This window comes from Vibrio sp. 10N.247.311.49, from assembly GCF_041467655.1.
Classification (GTDB): Bacteria; Pseudomonadota; Gammaproteobacteria; order Enterobacterales; family Vibrionaceae; genus Vibrio; species Vibrio crassostreae_C.
Genome location: NZ_JBFSVA010000006.1, coordinates 28,090 through 44,095 on the forward strand (window position 1 = coordinate 28,090; position 16,006 = coordinate 44,095).

Here is a 16,006-nt window from a genome sequence, read left to right on the forward strand (position 1 = left end):
GCATGTTAGACAATGTAAAAGTCGTTCTGGTTGGTACGTCTCATTCGGGAAATATCGGATCAGCAGCTCGCGCAATGAAAGTGATGGGTTTGAGTCAATTAGTTCTTGTAGACCCTCAATGTGAAGTTGACGAGCAGACCTTAGCACTGGCTGCGGGTGCAGGTGACATCGCAGAAAACGCGACCATCGTTTCTACATTAGACGAAGCCGTAAAAGACTGTGGTTTGGTGGTTGGTTCGAGTGCACGTTCACGTACGCTTGAATGGCCAATGCTTGAGCCTCGTGAGTGTGGACAAAAGTTTGCGATTGAAGGTCAAAAGCACCCAGTCGCATTAGTGTTCGGCCGTGAACGTACTGGCTTGACTAACGATGAGCTTCAGAAGTGCCACTTCCATGTATGTATCCCAGCTAACCCTGAATACAGCTCGCTAAACCTAGCAATGGCAGTGCAGACTCTGAGCTACGAAGTGCGTGTAGCTCACCTTGATATGGTCGCTAGCCAATATCAGCCACAGCAACAAGATGAGTACCCTCGTCACGAAGAACTAGAAATGTTCTATGAGCACCTTGAAAAAGTGATCATTGATACCCAATTTATCTCTAAGGATAAGCCAGGTCAGGTGATGAATAAACTACGTCGTCTGTTCAGTCGAGCTCGTCCAGAGTTGCAAGAGATCAACACTCTACGCGGCATTTTGACTTCAATTGAGAAGAGCAAAAACGACAAATAAAAACCACACAAACCCCAAGGGTGAATACTTGACTAAAATAGTCAACTAAATACTTGACCAATTTAGTCAGGTATGGGAAGATTCCAACCACATAAACAATGTGGATTCGGTGTGATATGAAACTTACATCTAAAGGAAGATATGCGGTAACAGCTATGCTAGATGTAGCACTGCATTCGCAAAAAAGCCCAGTTCCTCTGGCTGATATTTCAGAGCGACAGGGCATCTCATTATCTTACTTAGAACAGCTATTTTCTAAGTTACGTAAAGCTGGCTTAGTTGCTAGTGTTCGTGGTCCTGGCGGTGGTTACCGTTTAGGTGCTGAAGCGAGCGACATCGCTGTCGGAACTGTAATTGCTGCAGTAGACGAATCAGTTGATGCAACTAAGTGTCACGGTCGAGCAGATTGCCAAGGTGGCAGTCGTTGTTTAACTCACACTCTTTGGCGTGATTTAAGCTCCCGAATCAGCAGCTTCTTAAATGACATTACGCTCGGTGAGCTAATGAAAGATAACGAAGTTTTACAGATTTCTGATCGTCAAGATATCGATCTTGCGGTTAATAATGGTTTTGCACATAAAAATACGAGCACTACAACGATTAGTGCAGCACCTCACGGTGTTAATGCCCGCTCTTAGCGGTCAGTTTTTACATTGGAGTAGAAAATGAAACTGCCTATTTACTTTGACTATTCAGCTACATGCCCAGTCGATCCACGTGTTGCTGAAAAAATGGTTCAGTGCATGACGATGGACGGTAACTTCGGTAACCCTGCATCTCGTTCACACCGTTACGGCTGGCAGGCAGAAGAATCAGTAGATAATGCTCGTGAGCAAATTGCCGATCTACTAAATGCAGACCCACGTGAGATTGTTTTCACGTCAGGTGCTACAGAGTCAGACAACCTTGCTATCAAAGGTGCAGCGCACTTTTACGAGAAGAAAGGTAAGCACGTAATCACGTGTAAAACAGAACATAAAGCGGTTCTTGATCCATGTCGCCAACTAGAGCGTGAAGGTTTTGAGGTGACTTACCTTGAGCCTGAAGCAAACGGCATCATTGATTTAGACAAGCTACAAGCAGCAATGCGTGAAGATACGGTTCTTGTTTCTATCATGCACGTAAACAACGAGATTGGTGTAATCCAAGATATCTCTGCAATCGGCGAATTATGTCGTTCACGCAAGATCATCTTCCACGTTGATGCGGCTCAGTCTGCGGGTAAAATCCCACTAGATGTAAAAGAGATGAAAGTTGACCTTATCTCTCTTTCTGCACACAAAGCATACGGCCCTAAAGGCATTGGTGCTTTGTACGTTCGTCGTAAGCCACGTATTCGTCTTGAAGCACAGATGCACGGTGGAGGTCACGAACGTGGTTTCCGTTCTGGTACGCTTGCTACTCACCAAATCGTGGGTATGGGTGAAGCTTTTGCTGTCGCTAAACAAGACATGCAGAAAGATTATGACCACGCACTAGCACTTCGCGAGCGTCTATTGAAAGGGGTTCAAGATCTAGAAGCAGTAACGGTAAATGGCGACTTAGATCAACGTGTACCACATAACCTAAACGTGAGCTTTGCTTTCGTTGAAGGTGAATCTCTGCTTATGTCTTTAAAAGACTTAGCGGTATCATCAGGTTCTGCATGTACATCAGCGAGTCTTGAGCCTTCATACGTTTTACGCGCTCTTGGCTTAAACGATGAACTGGCACACAGCTCAGTACGTTTTTCATTCGGCCGTTTCACTACGGAAGAAGAAATCGACTACGCGATTGCACAAATCCGTGTAGCAGTAAATAAATTACGCGACATGTCTCCTCTATGGGATATGTATAAAGAAGGGATTGATTTGAACACTGTTGAGTGGGCTCATCACTAATCTCACGGAAATAGAGGATTCGAGGTAACTATCATGGCATATAGCGAAAAAGTAATTGATCACTACGAAAACCCACGTAACGTAGGTTCGTTTGATAAAGAAGATCCAAGTGTAGGTAGCGGCATGGTTGGCGCACCAGCTTGTGGTGACGTAATGAAACTGCAAATCAAAGTATCTGCAGAAGGTATTATTGAAGACGCAAAATTCAAGACTTACGGTTGCGGTAGCGCAATCGCTTCTAGCTCACTAGTCACTGAGTGGGTTAAAGGTAAAAGTATTGATGAAGCAGCTGCTATTAAAAACTCTGAAATCGCAGAAGAGCTAGAGTTGCCACCAGTGAAAGTTCACTGTTCAATTCTTGCTGAAGATGCAATCAAAGCAGCGGTTGCGGATTACAAAAAGAAGCACTAATCGTTTCTACAACGTAATCACTTCAAAAAAGTAATATTTGGGAGCACCCTTTGTGCTCCCCCTGAGTTCTCAATTTATATAAAACACAAGGTTGTAGTATGGCCATCACCATGACAGATACGGCAGCAAGCCGAGTTCAAGCTTTCCTAGATAACCGAGGTAAAGGTATCGGGTTGCGCTTAGCGGTAAAAACTACTGGCTGTTCGGGTATGGCGTATGTACTGGAATTCGTTGACGAGCTCAACGAAGAAGACGAAGTGTTCGAGCATTCAGGTGTTAAGGTCATCATTGATCCAAAAAGCCTAGTTTACCTAGACGGTACTGAGCTTGATTACGTAAAAGAAGGCCTAAACGAAGGTTTTGAATTCAACAACCCTAACGCGAAAGGCGAATGTGGTTGTGGTGAGAGCTTCAATGTATAAACGCCTCAATCGTTGAGCGTTTATAATGAGCGAAGAATAAAATTAGGCTCTAAGTAAAGAGCCTAAACTTAGGACCACCGTTACATGAATCATTTCGAATTATTTGGGCTACCACTTCAGTTTCAACTGGATGGTAGCCTTCTTTCTTCTCAGTTTAGAGATCTGCAACGCCAATTCCACCCTGATAAATTTGCCACGGCTTCTGAGCGAGATCGCTTGCTGGCTGTGCAAAAAGCTGCGCAAATCAATGATGCGTACCAGGTGTTGAAAAATCCAGTCAGCCGCGCTGAATACCTGTTAGTTCAACATGGTGAGGATATTCGTGGTGAGCAGCAGACTATGCAAGATCCTATGTTCCTGATGGAGCAAATGGAATTGCGTGAAGAGCTGGAAGATATCGCCGACAGTTCTGATCCTGAAGATGCTTTGTTTGCATTTGAAGGAAAGGTTAGCAAAATGTATAAACAACAATTAAGCGCTATCCAACAAGAACTCGACAGCGAAGCTTGGTTAGAAGCTGCAGACCGAGTAAGAAAGCTTAAGTTTATTGCAAAATTAAAGAATGAAATCGAGTTAGTTGAAGATCGTTTGATCGGCTAGCTCGTATAACAAGGACACATCCATGGCACTACTTCAGATTGCAGAACCAGGGCAAAGCGCCGCTCCTCACCAGCACAAGCTTGCAGTGGGTATTGATTTAGGTACAACAAACTCATTGGTTGCGTCAGTGCGCAGTGGTGAGGCAAGCACGCTTGTTGATCAACAAGGTCGCAGTATTCTCCCTTCCGTTGTTCACTATCAGTCAGAGTCGTACACCACTGGTGATGAAGCGCGTGTAAATGCACAAACTGATCCTAAAAATACCATTATCTCAGTTAAGCGATTAATCGGTCGTTCACTGTCAGATATTCAACAGCGATACCCATCTCTGCCATATCAGTTTGAAGAAAGTGATAATGGCCTGCCTGTGATTAACACAGCGCAAGGAAATAAGAACCCAATTCAAGTATCTGCAGATATTCTTCGTGCACTCGGTCAACGTGCTGAGTCGACGTTAGGTGGTGAATTGGCTGGTGCCGTGATTACCGTCCCTGCGTACTTTGATGATGCACAACGTGCAGGTACCAAAGACGCAGCGCAACTTGCTGGTCTTCATGTGTTACGTCTTCTTAATGAACCCACTGCAGCTGCGATTGCTTATGGCTTGGATTCAGGTAAAGAAGGGGTAATCGCTGTTTATGACTTAGGCGGTGGTACGTTTGATATCTCTATCCTACGCCTGTCTAAAGGTGTCTTCGAAGTTTTAGCAACCGGTGGTGACTCTGCATTAGGCGGCGATGACTTTGACCATTTAATTGCGGATCATTTCCAAGAGCAAATGGGCTTGTTAGAGCTGACAGCAGAACAGAACCGTATTCTTCTAGACGCAGCAACAGAAGCGAAGATTGGCTTATCTGAAGCTGAAAGCGTTAATGTTGAAGCACTAGGTTGGTCTGGCTCTTTAACTCGTGAAGAGTTCGAAGAGATCATCAAGCCACTAGTTAAGAAAACGCTGCTTTCGTGCCGCCGAGCACTGAAAGATGCGGAAGTTGACGCGGATGAAGTACTAGAAGTCGTGATGGTAGGTGGTTCAACTCGTACCTTACTTGTTCGTGAAATGGTCGGTGGCTTCTTTGGTCGTACTCCATTAACCAGTATTAACCCTGATGAAGTGGTTGCGATTGGCGCATCGATTCAAGCGGATATCTTAGTTGGCAACAAGCCTGACTCTGAGATGCTGCTATTGGATGTTATCCCTCTGTCACTGGGTATCGAAACCATGGGTGGCTTAGTCGAAAAGATCATCCCTCGTAATACCACGATCCCAGTTGCTCGTGCACAAGAGTTTACCACGTTCAAAGACGGTCAAACTGCAATGACAGTACACACCGTGCAAGGCGAGCGTGAGATGGTTGATGACTGTCGTTCACTGGCTCGATTTGCTCTGAAAGGCATCCCGCCGATGACTGCAGGTGCTGCTCATATTCGTGTTACTTACCAAGTGGATGCTGATGGCCTGCTATCAGTTACCGCAATGGAGAAGAGCACTGGCGTTCAAGCTGAAATCCAAGTTAAGCCTTCTTACGGTCTAAGCGACAACGAAGTGGCTAGCATGCTGAAAGATTCGATGACGTTTGCAAAAGAAGACATGCAAGCGCGTGCTCTTGCTGAGCAACGCGTAGAAGCGGATCGCGTTATCGAAGGCCTTATCGCTGCAATGCAAGCCGACGGTGACGAGCTACTTGATGAGCAAGGCAAACAACAACTTGTTCAAGCGATTGAAGCACTGATTGAAGTGCGTAATGGCGACAACGCTGATGCTATTGAACTAGAAATTAAGAATACCGACAAAGCGAGCCAAGACTTTGCTTCTCGTCGTATGGATAAATCAATTCGTGCTGCACTGTCAGGTCAGTCAGTCGATAATATTTAATAGTTAGAGAATAGATAAACATGCCAAAGATTATTGTTTTACCTCACGAAGATCTATGTCCAGAAGGCGCTGTTTTAGAAGCAAAAACTGGTGAGACGGTTCTTGATGTTGCATTGAAGGCCGGTATTGGTATTGAACACGCATGTGAAAAATCGTGTGCATGTACAACATGTCACGTTGTGATTCGTGAAGGTTTTGATTCTTTAGAAGAGAGTGATGATCTAGAAGACGACATGCTAGATAAAGCATGGGGCTTAGAGATGGAATCTCGCTTGGGTTGCCAAGCTAAAGTGGCTGATACGGATCTTGTTGTAGAGATTCCAAAGTACACGTTGAACCTGGCTTCTGAAGACCATTAAGAACCTGTTCTCAGTCATGGCTAATACAGCGATGACTGAGAGAGTTATTGCTTAGACAAACATACTAAGAAAACTGGCCTAGAATATAGATCATAAAGGTGACAGAGCGTCGCTGATAAATATAAGGAAGTGTTATGAGCTTGAAGTGGATTGATTCGCGAGATATCGCAATTGAGCTATGTGATTTGTACCCTGATACTGATCCTAAAACGGTACGTTTTACCGATCTGCATCAATGGGTGCTAGACCTTGAAGAGTTCGACGACGAGCCTAACCACTCGAATGAAAAAATCTTAGAGGCTATTATTTTGTGCTGGATGGATGAGATGGATTAATCCTCTTATCTGATGATTTGGTCGCGGGTTGGCATCAGTCCAATATAAAACGCAGCCAAGTTAACAATTCTTACTAAAAAAAGCGGACCTTATGGTCCGTTTTTTTATCAAAATGACATTTTCCTCCTACATAATGCTAACATCAGTGAGCTAATAAAAAATAATCAGAATCACACTCTCGAAGTGGTTCATGACAAGGAGAAATCATGTCTACACAGATGCCAGTATTTTTAAGTCAAGAAGCTGCCCAGCCTCAGTGGGGAGCAAGAGCTATTTTATCGTTCTCAGAAGCGGGAGCGACAATTCACATTGGTGAAGGCCACGATCTAGGCGCAGTTCAACGTGCGGGTCGTACGCTTGACGGACAAGGTATCGCATTCGTTTCACTTCGTGGTGAAGGTTGGGATCTAGAAAGCGTTTGGGCTTTCTACCAAGGCTACCGTGGACCAAAGAAAAAGAATGCATTGGAATGGGATGCACTTTCAGAAGCCGATCAAACTGAGCTTGAAGCTCGTATTCGCGCAACTGACTGGACGCGTGACATTATCAATAAAACCGCTGAAGAAGTGGCACCTCGTCAACTTGCGACAATGGCTGCAGAATACATCAAGTCAGTGGCACCAGCGGGCACTGTTAAAGCGAAGATTGTTAAAGACAAGGATCTACTAACCGAAGGTTGGGAAGGCATCTACGCGGTCGGCCGTGGCTCTGAGCGTACATCAGCAATGCTGCAACTGGACTTCAACCCAACAGGCGATGAAAACGCACCTGTATTTGCTTGTTTAGTCGGTAAAGGTATTACGTTCGATTCGGGCGGTTACAGTATCAAGCCAGGCCAATTCATGACAGCGATGAAAGCTGACATGGGTGGCGCAGCAACGATTACTGGTGGTTTAGGTCTTGCGATTGAACGCGGTCTTAACAAGCGCATCAAGCTTATTCTATGTTGCGCAGAGAACATGATCTCTGGTCGCGCATTGAAGCTTGGCGATATCATTACCTACAAAAACGGTAAAACAGTTGAGATCATGAACACTGATGCGGAAGGTCGCTTAGTGCTAGCTGATGGCCTGATGTACGCAAGTGCACAAAGCCCTGAGCTGATCATCGACTGTGCAACGCTAACAGGCGCGGCTAAAAACGCATTAGGTAACGACTACCACGCACTATTAAGCTTCGATGATGAGTTGTCTCACCAAGCGCTAACAGCGGCAAACCAAGAGAAAGAAGGCTTATGGCCACTGCCTCTTGCTGATTTCCACCGTGGTATGTTGCCTTCAAACTTTGCTGATCTTTCAAACATCAGCACAGGCGATTACACACCGGGTGCAAGTACAGCAGCGGCATTCCTTTCTTACTTTGTAGATGATTACAAAAAAGGTTGGATTCATATGGATTGCGCGGGTACTTACCGTAAGTCAGCAAGTGACAAGTGGGCGGCAGGCGCAACGGGTATGGGCGTTCGCACACTGGCTCGTCTTCTTATCGACCAAGCAAAATAATAATAAGGGTGAGCGGTATTTTGTGCCGCTCATTCATAAAGCTCAGATCGAAAGATCTCAGTAATTTCAGTATTTAATAACAAAAAAATGAAGTGAAGGAATCCCTATGGCTCTAGAAAGAACGTTCTCAATTGTTAAGCCGGATGCAGTTAAGCGTAACCTTGTTGGTGAAATCTACCACCGTATCGAAAAAGCAGGCCTAGAAATTATTGCTGCTAAAATGGTTCGTCTTACTGAAGAGCAAGCGAGTGGCTTCTACGCTGAACATGAAGGCAAAGAGTTCTTCCCAGCTCTTAAAGAGTTTATGACTTCTGGTCCTATCATGGTTCAAGTGCTTGAAGGCGAAAACGCTATCGCTCGTTACCGTGAACTTATGGGTAAAACAAACCCAGAAGAAGCGGCATGCGGTACTATCCGTGCTGACTACGCAATCAGCATGCGTTACAACTCAGTTCACGGCAGCGACAGCCCTGAGTCTGCAGCTCGCGAAATCGAATTCTTCTTCCCAGAATCTGAAATTTGCCCACGCCCAGCTCAATAATCGGCACTGCAAATTATTCTAAAGGCTTCACTTCGGTGAGGCCTTTTTTGTAAGTGGATTTTACGCTCTCGATAATCAATTTAGTCGTCATTCTCGAAAGCGACGAAGGAGCGTAATCGGGAATCTGTTTTTGTTATTGGAGATTCCAGATACTTCGTTCCTCAGTTCTGGAATGACGGGGAACTTTGGAGCAACCATCTCGTGGTAAATATTATCGAGCAATTGGTGATTATTTACGTCATTCCCGAAAGCGACGAAGGGGTGTAATCGGGAATCTTTGTTTAAATTGGCTAATATCAGGCCGATAAACACAATTGTTCAAATTTTAATCGCTTAAGTTTGAATGTCTTAATAAACACAGGGTTTTACAATGCTTGTTGAAGTTGCGTAAAGCCTGTACAATTCGCGCCCTTAATTATTGTTCCGTCATTGAGAGGCATCATGACCACAGCTAAAGTCAATCTACTCGATTTTGATCGTAAAGGTCTTCGTAAATTTTTCACAGAAGAACTGAATGAGAAAGCGTTTCGAGCAGAGCAAGTGATGAAGTGGATTTATCACTTCGGTGTCGATGACTTCGAACAAATGAATAACATCAACAAAAAGTTACGTGAGAAACTTCAACGTCGCTGTGAGATTGTTGCACCTGTTGTTTCTGAAGCTCAACACTCTTCAGATGGCACAATTAAATGGGCGATGAGCGTTGGCGACCAAGACGTTGAAACGGTATACATCCCAGATGGTGACCGTGCGACGCTATGTGTATCTTCACAGGTTGGTTGTGCACTTGAATGTAAGTTCTGTTCTACAGCTCAACAAGGCTTCAACCGTAACCTAAAAGTTTCAGAGATTGTTGGCCAAATCTGGCGTGCATCTCGCGAAATCGGCCTAGAAAAAGAAACCGGTCGTCGTCCAATTACTAACGTTGTAATGATGGGTATGGGCGAGCCTCTATTGAACATGAAGAACCTAATGCCATCATTAGAAATCATGCTTGATGATCTAGGTTTCGCACTGTCTAAGCGTCGTGTAACCGTATCAACTTCTGGTGTTGTTTCTGGCCTTGACCAAATGACAGACAACATCGATGTCGCATTGGCTATTTCTCTACATGCGCCAAACGATGCACTACGTAGCCAAATCATGCCGATCAACGACCGTTGGGATATCCAAGACTTCCTAGCATCTGTTCGTCGTTACATTGCATCTTCAAATGCTAACCGCGGTAAAGTAACGGTTGAGTACGTGTTATTGGATCATGTGAATGATGATATGGACCACGCACGTGAACTTGCTGAGCTAATGAAAGAGACGCCTTGTAAGATCAACTTGATTCCATTCAACCCTTACCCGGGGTCGCCTTATAAGAAGCCAAGCAACTCTCGTATTGATCGCTTCCAAAAAACGCTGATGGAATACAACTACACAGTAACCGTTCGTAAGACTCGTGGTGATGATATTGATGCCGCGTGTGGTCAGTTAGTCGGTGATGTGATTGATAGAACCAAACGTACCAAAATGATCAAAGCAGCCTCTGAAGCGAACTTGATTGCCGGTGGTGTGATTGAAGTAAAAGCGGTATAAAACGCGATTAGAACCTAAACAAGCCAGAAGTCCTACTTCTGGCTTGTTGCTTTTCTGGGGTACAGTTTTTGATTTTTTGGACTTCTTGCCCACGCTTTCTTACATTTTTCGTCAAATTTTGGACAAAACCATGAGCTGACGGTAAATTTTGTTTAAAGTGTTTTTGCCTTGTAATGGCATTAGCTTATGATTAACTAATCTTAAATTAATTTAAGTGCTCGCTTGCTACTGATCATCAATATGTCTATTTAGGTTGGCTACTTGATAAACTAGCTTCCTGAGAAGGTCATCCATAACAAATGAATGATGTTCGCCTTTAAGGGTTGATGATTTAGATAGCAGGAAAAATTCCACATAACGTGGGTTGTTAGATTGAGCTTAAACGACAATAAGAAAACGCTCTCCTCAACCTGCGATAATACTTTAGAAGTTCACTCTCTATGAACACAGAACAAGATACACAAACGCAAGAAACCGTAGCTCCAGCTTTGGAAGCGGGAACGCTGCTTAAGAACAAACGAGAATCTCTTGGTTTAACGCAAAAGCAGATTTCTGATCGCTTGAAACTTCGCGTTACGCTGATCCAACAAATTGAAGAAAACCAATTCGAGTCAGATCAAGTGGCGACGTTTATGCGTGGCTATATTCGTTCATACGCGAAATACGTCAATCTTGACGAAAAAGTCGTATTGAGTGCGCTGCATCATGCCGGTGATGCTCAGCATCAAGAGCAAGAAATGTTGAGCTTTTCTCGTAAGACCAAAACCGAGAAGCACAACAGCCGTATTATGATCCTGACTTGGAGTATTTTTGCGGTCATTGCGGGTATCTCCTCACTTTGGTGGTGGCAGAACCAACAACAAGACACCCTATCTCAATCTTTAGCGAATACTGAAAGCTCAGAAGAGCTAGCGGTAGAAGAATCACTTGCCCCTGAATTCACCTCTTTAGAAGTGATTGAAGCTGAACAAAACGAAGCGGGTGCTTCTGTTGTTGAAGGTACTGAAGGCCTTGCTGCAATAAGCGATGCGGAAGATACTTCAGGTGCTGTTACTCCAGCTGACGAAACTCCTGCACAACAAGCAACAGAGACAGAGCCAACTGCTGAAGCTGCTGCGAATGTAGAAACGGTTGAAGCTAGCACGGCTCCTGAAGCTGTGGCTAACGAGCTAGTCATGCAGTTCTCTGCTGATTGTTGGATCCAAGTGAAAGATGCTTCGGGCAAAACATTATCTACTGGCATTAAAAAAGCAGGCCAGACATTAAATCTTTCTGGAACTGCACCATATAAAGTGATTCTGGGTGCGCCTGAAGGCGTATCGATGACATTTGCAAGTGAACCTGTCGACCTTTCTGGGTATACTTCAGGCAAAGTAGCTAGAATAACCTTACCTTAGAGTTAATATGCAACACGAATCTCCTATTATTCGTCGCAAATCAACCCGTATTTATGTGGGTGATGTGCCGATCGGTGATGGTGCACCAATTGCTGTGCAATCCATGACCAACACAAGAACAACAGATGTAGCCGCGACCGTTGCTCAAATTAGAGCTCTGGAAAAAGTTGGCGCTGATATCGTTCGCGTATCTGTACCGACTATGGATGCAGCTGAAGCCTTTAAGCTAATCAAGCAGCAGGTCTCTGTTCCTTTGGTTGCTGATATTCACTTCGACTACCGTATCGCACTTAAAGTGGCGGAATACGGCGTTGACTGTCTGCGTATCAACCCAGGTAACATCGGTAACGAAAGCCGTATCCGCTCAGTTGTTGATTGTGCACGTGATATGAATATTCCGATTCGTATTGGTGTTAACGGCGGTTCTCTTGAGAAAGAGATCCAAGAGAAATACACAGAACCTACAGCAGAAGCGCTTGTTGAATCAGCAATGCGTCACGTAGATATCCTAGACCGTCTGAACTTTGATCAATTCAAAGTCAGCGTTAAGGCTTCTGATGTATTCCTTGCTGTCGGTTCTTACCGTTTGCTGGCTAAGCAGATTGATCAACCTCTCCACCTTGGTATTACCGAAGCGGGTGGTGCGCGTGCAGGCTCTGTGAAGTCAGCGGTAGGTTTAGGAATGCTTCTTTCTGAAGGTATCGGCGATACGCTGCGTATATCGCTAGCGGCTGATCCGGTTGAAGAGATCAAAGTTGGCTTTGATATTCTTAAATCTTTGCGCATTCGTTCGCGTGGCATCAACTTCATTGCGTGTCCGAGCTGTTCTCGTCAAGAGTTCGATGTTATTAACACCGTTAATGCCCTTGAAGAGCGCCTAGAAGACGTGATCACTCCAATGGACGTATCTATCATCGGTTGTGTGGTTAACGGCCCTGGTGAAGCTGAAGTGTCTCACTTAGGTTTAGCTGGTAGTGCACGTAAGAGTGCCTTCTACGAAGATGGTAAGCGTCAGAAAGAGCGCTTCGACAACGATGACCTTGTCGACAAACTTGAAGCTAAGATTCGTGCAAAAGCGTCAGTGCTTGATAAAGCAAATCGCATTGATGTAGAAAACTTAGAAGATTAATACAACGCGATGGGGTGTGATTGTCTATTCGCACTAACACCTGGTCGTGAGAAATTACGGAATAAATACTGTGGCTAAAAATATTCAAGCAATTCGAGGCATGAACGACTGCCTTCCAACTCAATCACCACTGTGGCAGAAAGTAGAAAGCGCAGTTAAAAACGTGGTGAGTGCATACGGTTACAACGAAGTACGTATGCCTATCGTTGAAGAAACAAACCTATTTAGCCGTGCAGTTGGTGAAGAGACAGACGTTGTTTCTAAAGAGATGTACACCTTTGACGACCGCAATGGCGATAGCCTAACGCTGCGTCCAGAAGGCACAGCAGGTTGTGTTCGTTCATGTATTCAAAACAGCCTTATCAACCGTGATGAACAGCGCCTATGGTACATGGGCCCTATGTTCCGTCACGAGCGTCCTCAAAAAGGTCGTTACCGTCAATTCCACCAATGTGGTGTTGAAGTGTTTGGCCTAGACGGTCCAGACGTTGACGCAGAACTTATCATGATGACAGCACGTCTATGGCGTGAGCTAGGCATCGACAAGCACGTTCGCCTAGAGCTGAACTCAATCGGTTCTCAAGAAGATCGCGTTAGCTACCGCACTGCGTTAGTGGCTTTCCTTGAGCAACACATTGATGTGCTTGACGAAGACTGCAAACGTCGCATGCACACTAACCCTCTACGTGTACTTGATACTAAGAACCCTGATGTTCAAGCTATCTTAGGTGACGCACCTCGACTATCTGAATATCTAGGTGAAGAATCGAAGCAACATTTTGCTGGTTTGTGTGAACTTCTTGACGCTGTTGGTATCGAATACCAAGTTAATGAGCGTCTAGTACGTGGCCTAGATTACTACAACCGCACTGTATTTGAGTGGATCACAGACAGCCTTGGTGCTCAAGGTACAGTATGTGGCGGCGGTCGTTACGATGGTCTTGTTGAGCAACTAGGCGGCAAAGCAACCAATGCAGTTGGCTTCGCAATGGGTCTAGAGCGTCTGGTTCTGATGATGGAAACGCTAGAGCTAACAGAAGTTCGTCGTAGCGTTGATGTATACGTAGTTGCTGCTGGCGAAGGTACTATGATCGCGGGCATGCAGTTAGCGAATCAATTACGCGACACCGTTGAAGGCGTGCGTGTAATGAACCACTTCGGTGGTGGTAACTTCAAGAAGCAATTCAAACGTGCTGACAAAGTAGGTGCTGTTGTGGCGCTGGTACTTGGTGAGAACGAAGTTGCTGACAATACAGTTGTGCTAAAAGATCTGGTTGGCGGCGAGCAAGAAACCGTGTCTCAAACGGAAGTTGCAGAGAAAGTTGCTGCGCTAATCTAATTAGCCATTGAGCAAACGCTCATAATGAATACTAACGTCAGCACTATGCTGGCGTTTAAAGAATTAAAGAGGACAGGAAGTGGAACTTTACGATAGCGAAGAGCAACAAGTTGAAGCCATTAAAGATTGGTGGAAAGAGAACGGTAAAGCCGTAATCTTTGGTGCGGTTATTGGTTTAGGTGGTCTATTTGGCTGGCGCTATTACCAAGATTCAGTAGTTGAAGCGCGTGAAGCAGCTTCAGAAAGCTACACCTCTGTAATTTCAGCTCTTGATGTTAAGGGTGTTGATGCTCAATCTGATATTCAAGCTTTCATCGACGCAAACAAAGATGCTGAGTACTCAGTACTTGCTGCTATGCAACTAGCAAAAGTACAAGTACAAGCAGGCGATCTAGCGGCGGCACTTGAACAGCTCGAGTGGGCAAAATCGGCAACTAAGGACGCGGCACTTGCGCCACTACTTACTTACCGTGTTGCACGTATTAAAGCTGAGCAAGGTGAATTTGACGCAGCACTGACTGATCTTGCTGCTATGACAGACGAATCTTGGAAAGGCCGTGTTGCTGAACTGCGTGGTGATATCTCACTTCGTAAAGGCGACACAGACGCAGCATACAGTGCTTACACAGAAGCACAGCAAGCTGTTGACGCTAGCCAAACGCTTCAAATCAAACTTGACGACCTAGCTAAATAAGGCGCTTTGAATGAAGAAGATGTTTCCAAAAGCGGCGTTGTGTGCGATTGCTCTTGGCCTACTAGCTGGCTGTGCGGGTGAAGAAGACACCGTAATCATGGCTCCAGTACCAACGGTAAACAGCGAGTTCACTCCTAGTCAGGAATGGTCTACGTCGGTTGGTGATGGTGTTGGTCACTACTTTTCAAAACTAACGCCAGAATTGGCTTACGACAAAGTGTTTGTTGCAAGCCGTGAAGGTATGGTTAAAGCGCTTGATCCTGATACAGGTAAAGCGCTGTGGAAAGTCGATCTTGAGAAAGACGTATTGGCTCGTTTATCGGGTGGCTTAACGGCGGCTTACGGTAAAGTTTTTGTTGGTTCTGAAAATGGCGAAGTGATCGCACTGGAAGAATCGACCGGTGAAGAGCTGTGGCGTGTATCAGTCAATGGCGAGGTGCTTGCATCCCCAGCAACTGATAGCAACATGGTCATTGTTCATACCAGTCGCGGTATGTTGATCGCGTTAGATCAAGCAAGCGGTGAACAAAAATGGACCATCAGTACGGAAGTACCAAGCCTAACACTGCGTGGCGATAGCTCGCCTGTTGCAGTTTCTGGTGGTGTATTCTGGGGTACAGCAAATGGTCGTCTAGCTGCGGCTATCGTTGATCGTGGTCAGCTTATTTGGCAACAGCCAGTAGGCACACCAAAAGGTGCAACGGAAATTGATCGTTTGGTTGATGTTGATGCATCTCCAATTGTTCTTGGTGGCACCCTGTATACCGTAGGTATCAATGGTCAGCTGATTGCTATCGACCTTCGTTCTGGTAAGCCAATTTGGAAACGTAACTACTCATCAGCGATTGATTTAGCAAGTGATGGTAGCCGTTTGTTCGTTGTTACCGACAAAGACCATGTGGTTGCGGTTGATGCGCGTAGTGGTACTGAACTGTGGAGCACTCCATTGTTAGAAAACCGCTTACTGACAGCACCTGCTATTATTAATGGTTATGTAGTCGTGGGTGATACTGAAGGTTATCTGCACTGGTTGGATCGTTCATCGGGTGAGTTTGTTGCTCAACAGCTTGTCGATGATAGCGGCTTTGCGGTTGCACCAATTGAACTGCCTGAAGGCTACTTAGTGACGACTCGCAATGGCGATGTAAAGAAACTAACGATTAGCCAATAAAAGCGTGATATAATTCACAGTCGGCTCCTGGTTGGTAA

17 protein-coding genes are annotated in these 16,006 nt (G+C 45.1%); all 17 read left to right on the top strand.

Annotated elements, in window-relative coordinates:
* Positions 1 to 2 precede the first annotated feature (2 nt).
* On the top strand, positions 3 to 731 hold the full coding sequence (gene trmJ, locus AB6E54_RS08240; RefSeq protein ID WP_017062835.1) for a tRNA (cytosine(32)/uridine(32)-2'-O)-methyltransferase TrmJ: 729 nt from the start codon (positions 3 to 5) through the stop codon (positions 729 to 731).
* A gap of 116 nt (positions 732 to 847) precedes the next feature.
* The gene (gene iscR, locus AB6E54_RS08245; protein ID WP_017079865.1) at positions 848 to 1,369 is read left to right on the top strand and encodes a Fe-S cluster assembly transcriptional regulator IscR; all 522 of its coding nucleotides are present in this window, start codon (positions 848 to 850) and stop codon (positions 1,367 to 1,369) included.
* A gap of 27 nt (positions 1,370 to 1,396) precedes the next feature.
* Positions 1,397 to 2,611, top strand: a complete 1,215-nt coding sequence (locus AB6E54_RS08250) for an IscS subfamily cysteine desulfurase (RefSeq protein WP_010440514.1) — start codon at positions 1,397 to 1,399, stop codon at positions 2,609 to 2,611.
* Positions 2,612 to 2,644: 33 nt separating this feature from the next.
* Positions 2,645 to 3,022: a Fe-S cluster assembly scaffold IscU gene (gene iscU, locus AB6E54_RS08255; RefSeq protein ID WP_004735094.1), complete on the top strand. Its 378-nt coding sequence runs from the start codon at positions 2,645 to 2,647 to the stop codon at positions 3,020 to 3,022.
* Positions 3,023 to 3,120: 98 nt separating this feature from the next.
* The gene (gene iscA / locus AB6E54_RS08260; protein WP_010440519.1) at positions 3,121 to 3,444 is read left to right on the top strand and encodes an iron-sulfur cluster assembly protein IscA; all 324 of its coding nucleotides are present in this window, start codon (positions 3,121 to 3,123) and stop codon (positions 3,442 to 3,444) included.
* Positions 3,445 to 3,528: 84 nt separating this feature from the next.
* Positions 3,529 to 4,044, top strand: a complete 516-nt coding sequence (hscB, locus tag AB6E54_RS08265; RefSeq protein WP_010440522.1) for a co-chaperone HscB — start codon at positions 3,529 to 3,531, stop codon at positions 4,042 to 4,044.
* A 22-nt stretch (positions 4,045 to 4,066) separates the two neighbouring features.
* The gene (gene hscA / locus AB6E54_RS08270; RefSeq protein ID WP_017062518.1) at positions 4,067 to 5,917 is read left to right on the top strand and encodes a Fe-S protein assembly chaperone HscA; all 1,851 of its coding nucleotides are present in this window, start codon (positions 4,067 to 4,069) and stop codon (positions 5,915 to 5,917) included.
* 20 nt (positions 5,918 to 5,937) lie between these two features.
* Positions 5,938 to 6,276 carry an ISC system 2Fe-2S type ferredoxin gene (gene fdx, locus AB6E54_RS08275; RefSeq protein ID WP_010440525.1) on the top strand — a complete coding sequence of 113 codons (339 nt, stop codon included), beginning with the start codon at positions 5,938 to 5,940 and terminating at the stop codon, positions 6,274 to 6,276.
* A 134-nt stretch (positions 6,277 to 6,410) separates the two neighbouring features.
* On the top strand, positions 6,411 to 6,611 hold the full coding sequence (gene iscX / locus AB6E54_RS08280; protein WP_004740335.1) for a Fe-S cluster assembly protein IscX: 201 nt from the start codon (positions 6,411 to 6,413) through the stop codon (positions 6,609 to 6,611).
* 206 nt (positions 6,612 to 6,817) lie between these two features.
* Positions 6,818 to 8,113, top strand: a complete 1,296-nt coding sequence (gene pepB / locus AB6E54_RS08285; protein WP_065584659.1) for an aminopeptidase PepB — start codon at positions 6,818 to 6,820, stop codon at positions 8,111 to 8,113.
* Between the two features lie 106 nt (positions 8,114 to 8,219).
* Positions 8,220 to 8,654, top strand: coding sequence for a nucleoside-diphosphate kinase (gene ndk / locus AB6E54_RS08290; RefSeq protein WP_016797173.1), 435 nt, complete (start codon positions 8,220 to 8,222; stop codon positions 8,652 to 8,654).
* 441 nt (positions 8,655 to 9,095) lie between these two features.
* Entirely contained in the window at positions 9,096 to 10,238 is a 1,143-nt protein-coding gene (locus tag AB6E54_RS08295; RefSeq protein ID WP_019822113.1) for a bifunctional tRNA (adenosine(37)-C2)-methyltransferase TrmG/ribosomal RNA large subunit methyltransferase RlmN, read from the top strand.
* A gap of 440 nt (positions 10,239 to 10,678) precedes the next feature.
* Positions 10,679 to 11,635, top strand: a complete 957-nt coding sequence (rodZ, locus tag AB6E54_RS08300; RefSeq protein ID WP_102333718.1) for a cytoskeleton protein RodZ — start codon at positions 10,679 to 10,681, stop codon at positions 11,633 to 11,635.
* Between the two features lie 7 nt (positions 11,636 to 11,642).
* Positions 11,643 to 12,764, top strand: coding sequence for a flavodoxin-dependent (E)-4-hydroxy-3-methylbut-2-enyl-diphosphate synthase (gene ispG, locus AB6E54_RS08305; protein ID WP_009848294.1), 1,122 nt, complete (start codon positions 11,643 to 11,645; stop codon positions 12,762 to 12,764).
* Between the two features lie 70 nt (positions 12,765 to 12,834).
* A complete protein-coding gene (gene hisS / locus AB6E54_RS08310) occupies positions 12,835 to 14,103 on the top strand; it encodes a histidine--tRNA ligase (RefSeq protein ID WP_017062514.1) in 1,269 nt (422 codons plus the stop codon).
* Between the two features lie 79 nt (positions 14,104 to 14,182).
* Positions 14,183 to 14,797, top strand: a complete 615-nt coding sequence (locus AB6E54_RS08315) for a YfgM family protein (RefSeq protein ID WP_017062513.1) — start codon at positions 14,183 to 14,185, stop codon at positions 14,795 to 14,797.
* Positions 14,798 to 14,807: 10 nt separating this feature from the next.
* On the top strand, positions 14,808 to 15,968 hold the full coding sequence (bamB, locus tag AB6E54_RS08320; protein WP_017062512.1) for an outer membrane protein assembly factor BamB: 1,161 nt from the start codon (positions 14,808 to 14,810) through the stop codon (positions 15,966 to 15,968).
* Positions 15,969 to 16,006 lie beyond the last annotated feature (38 nt).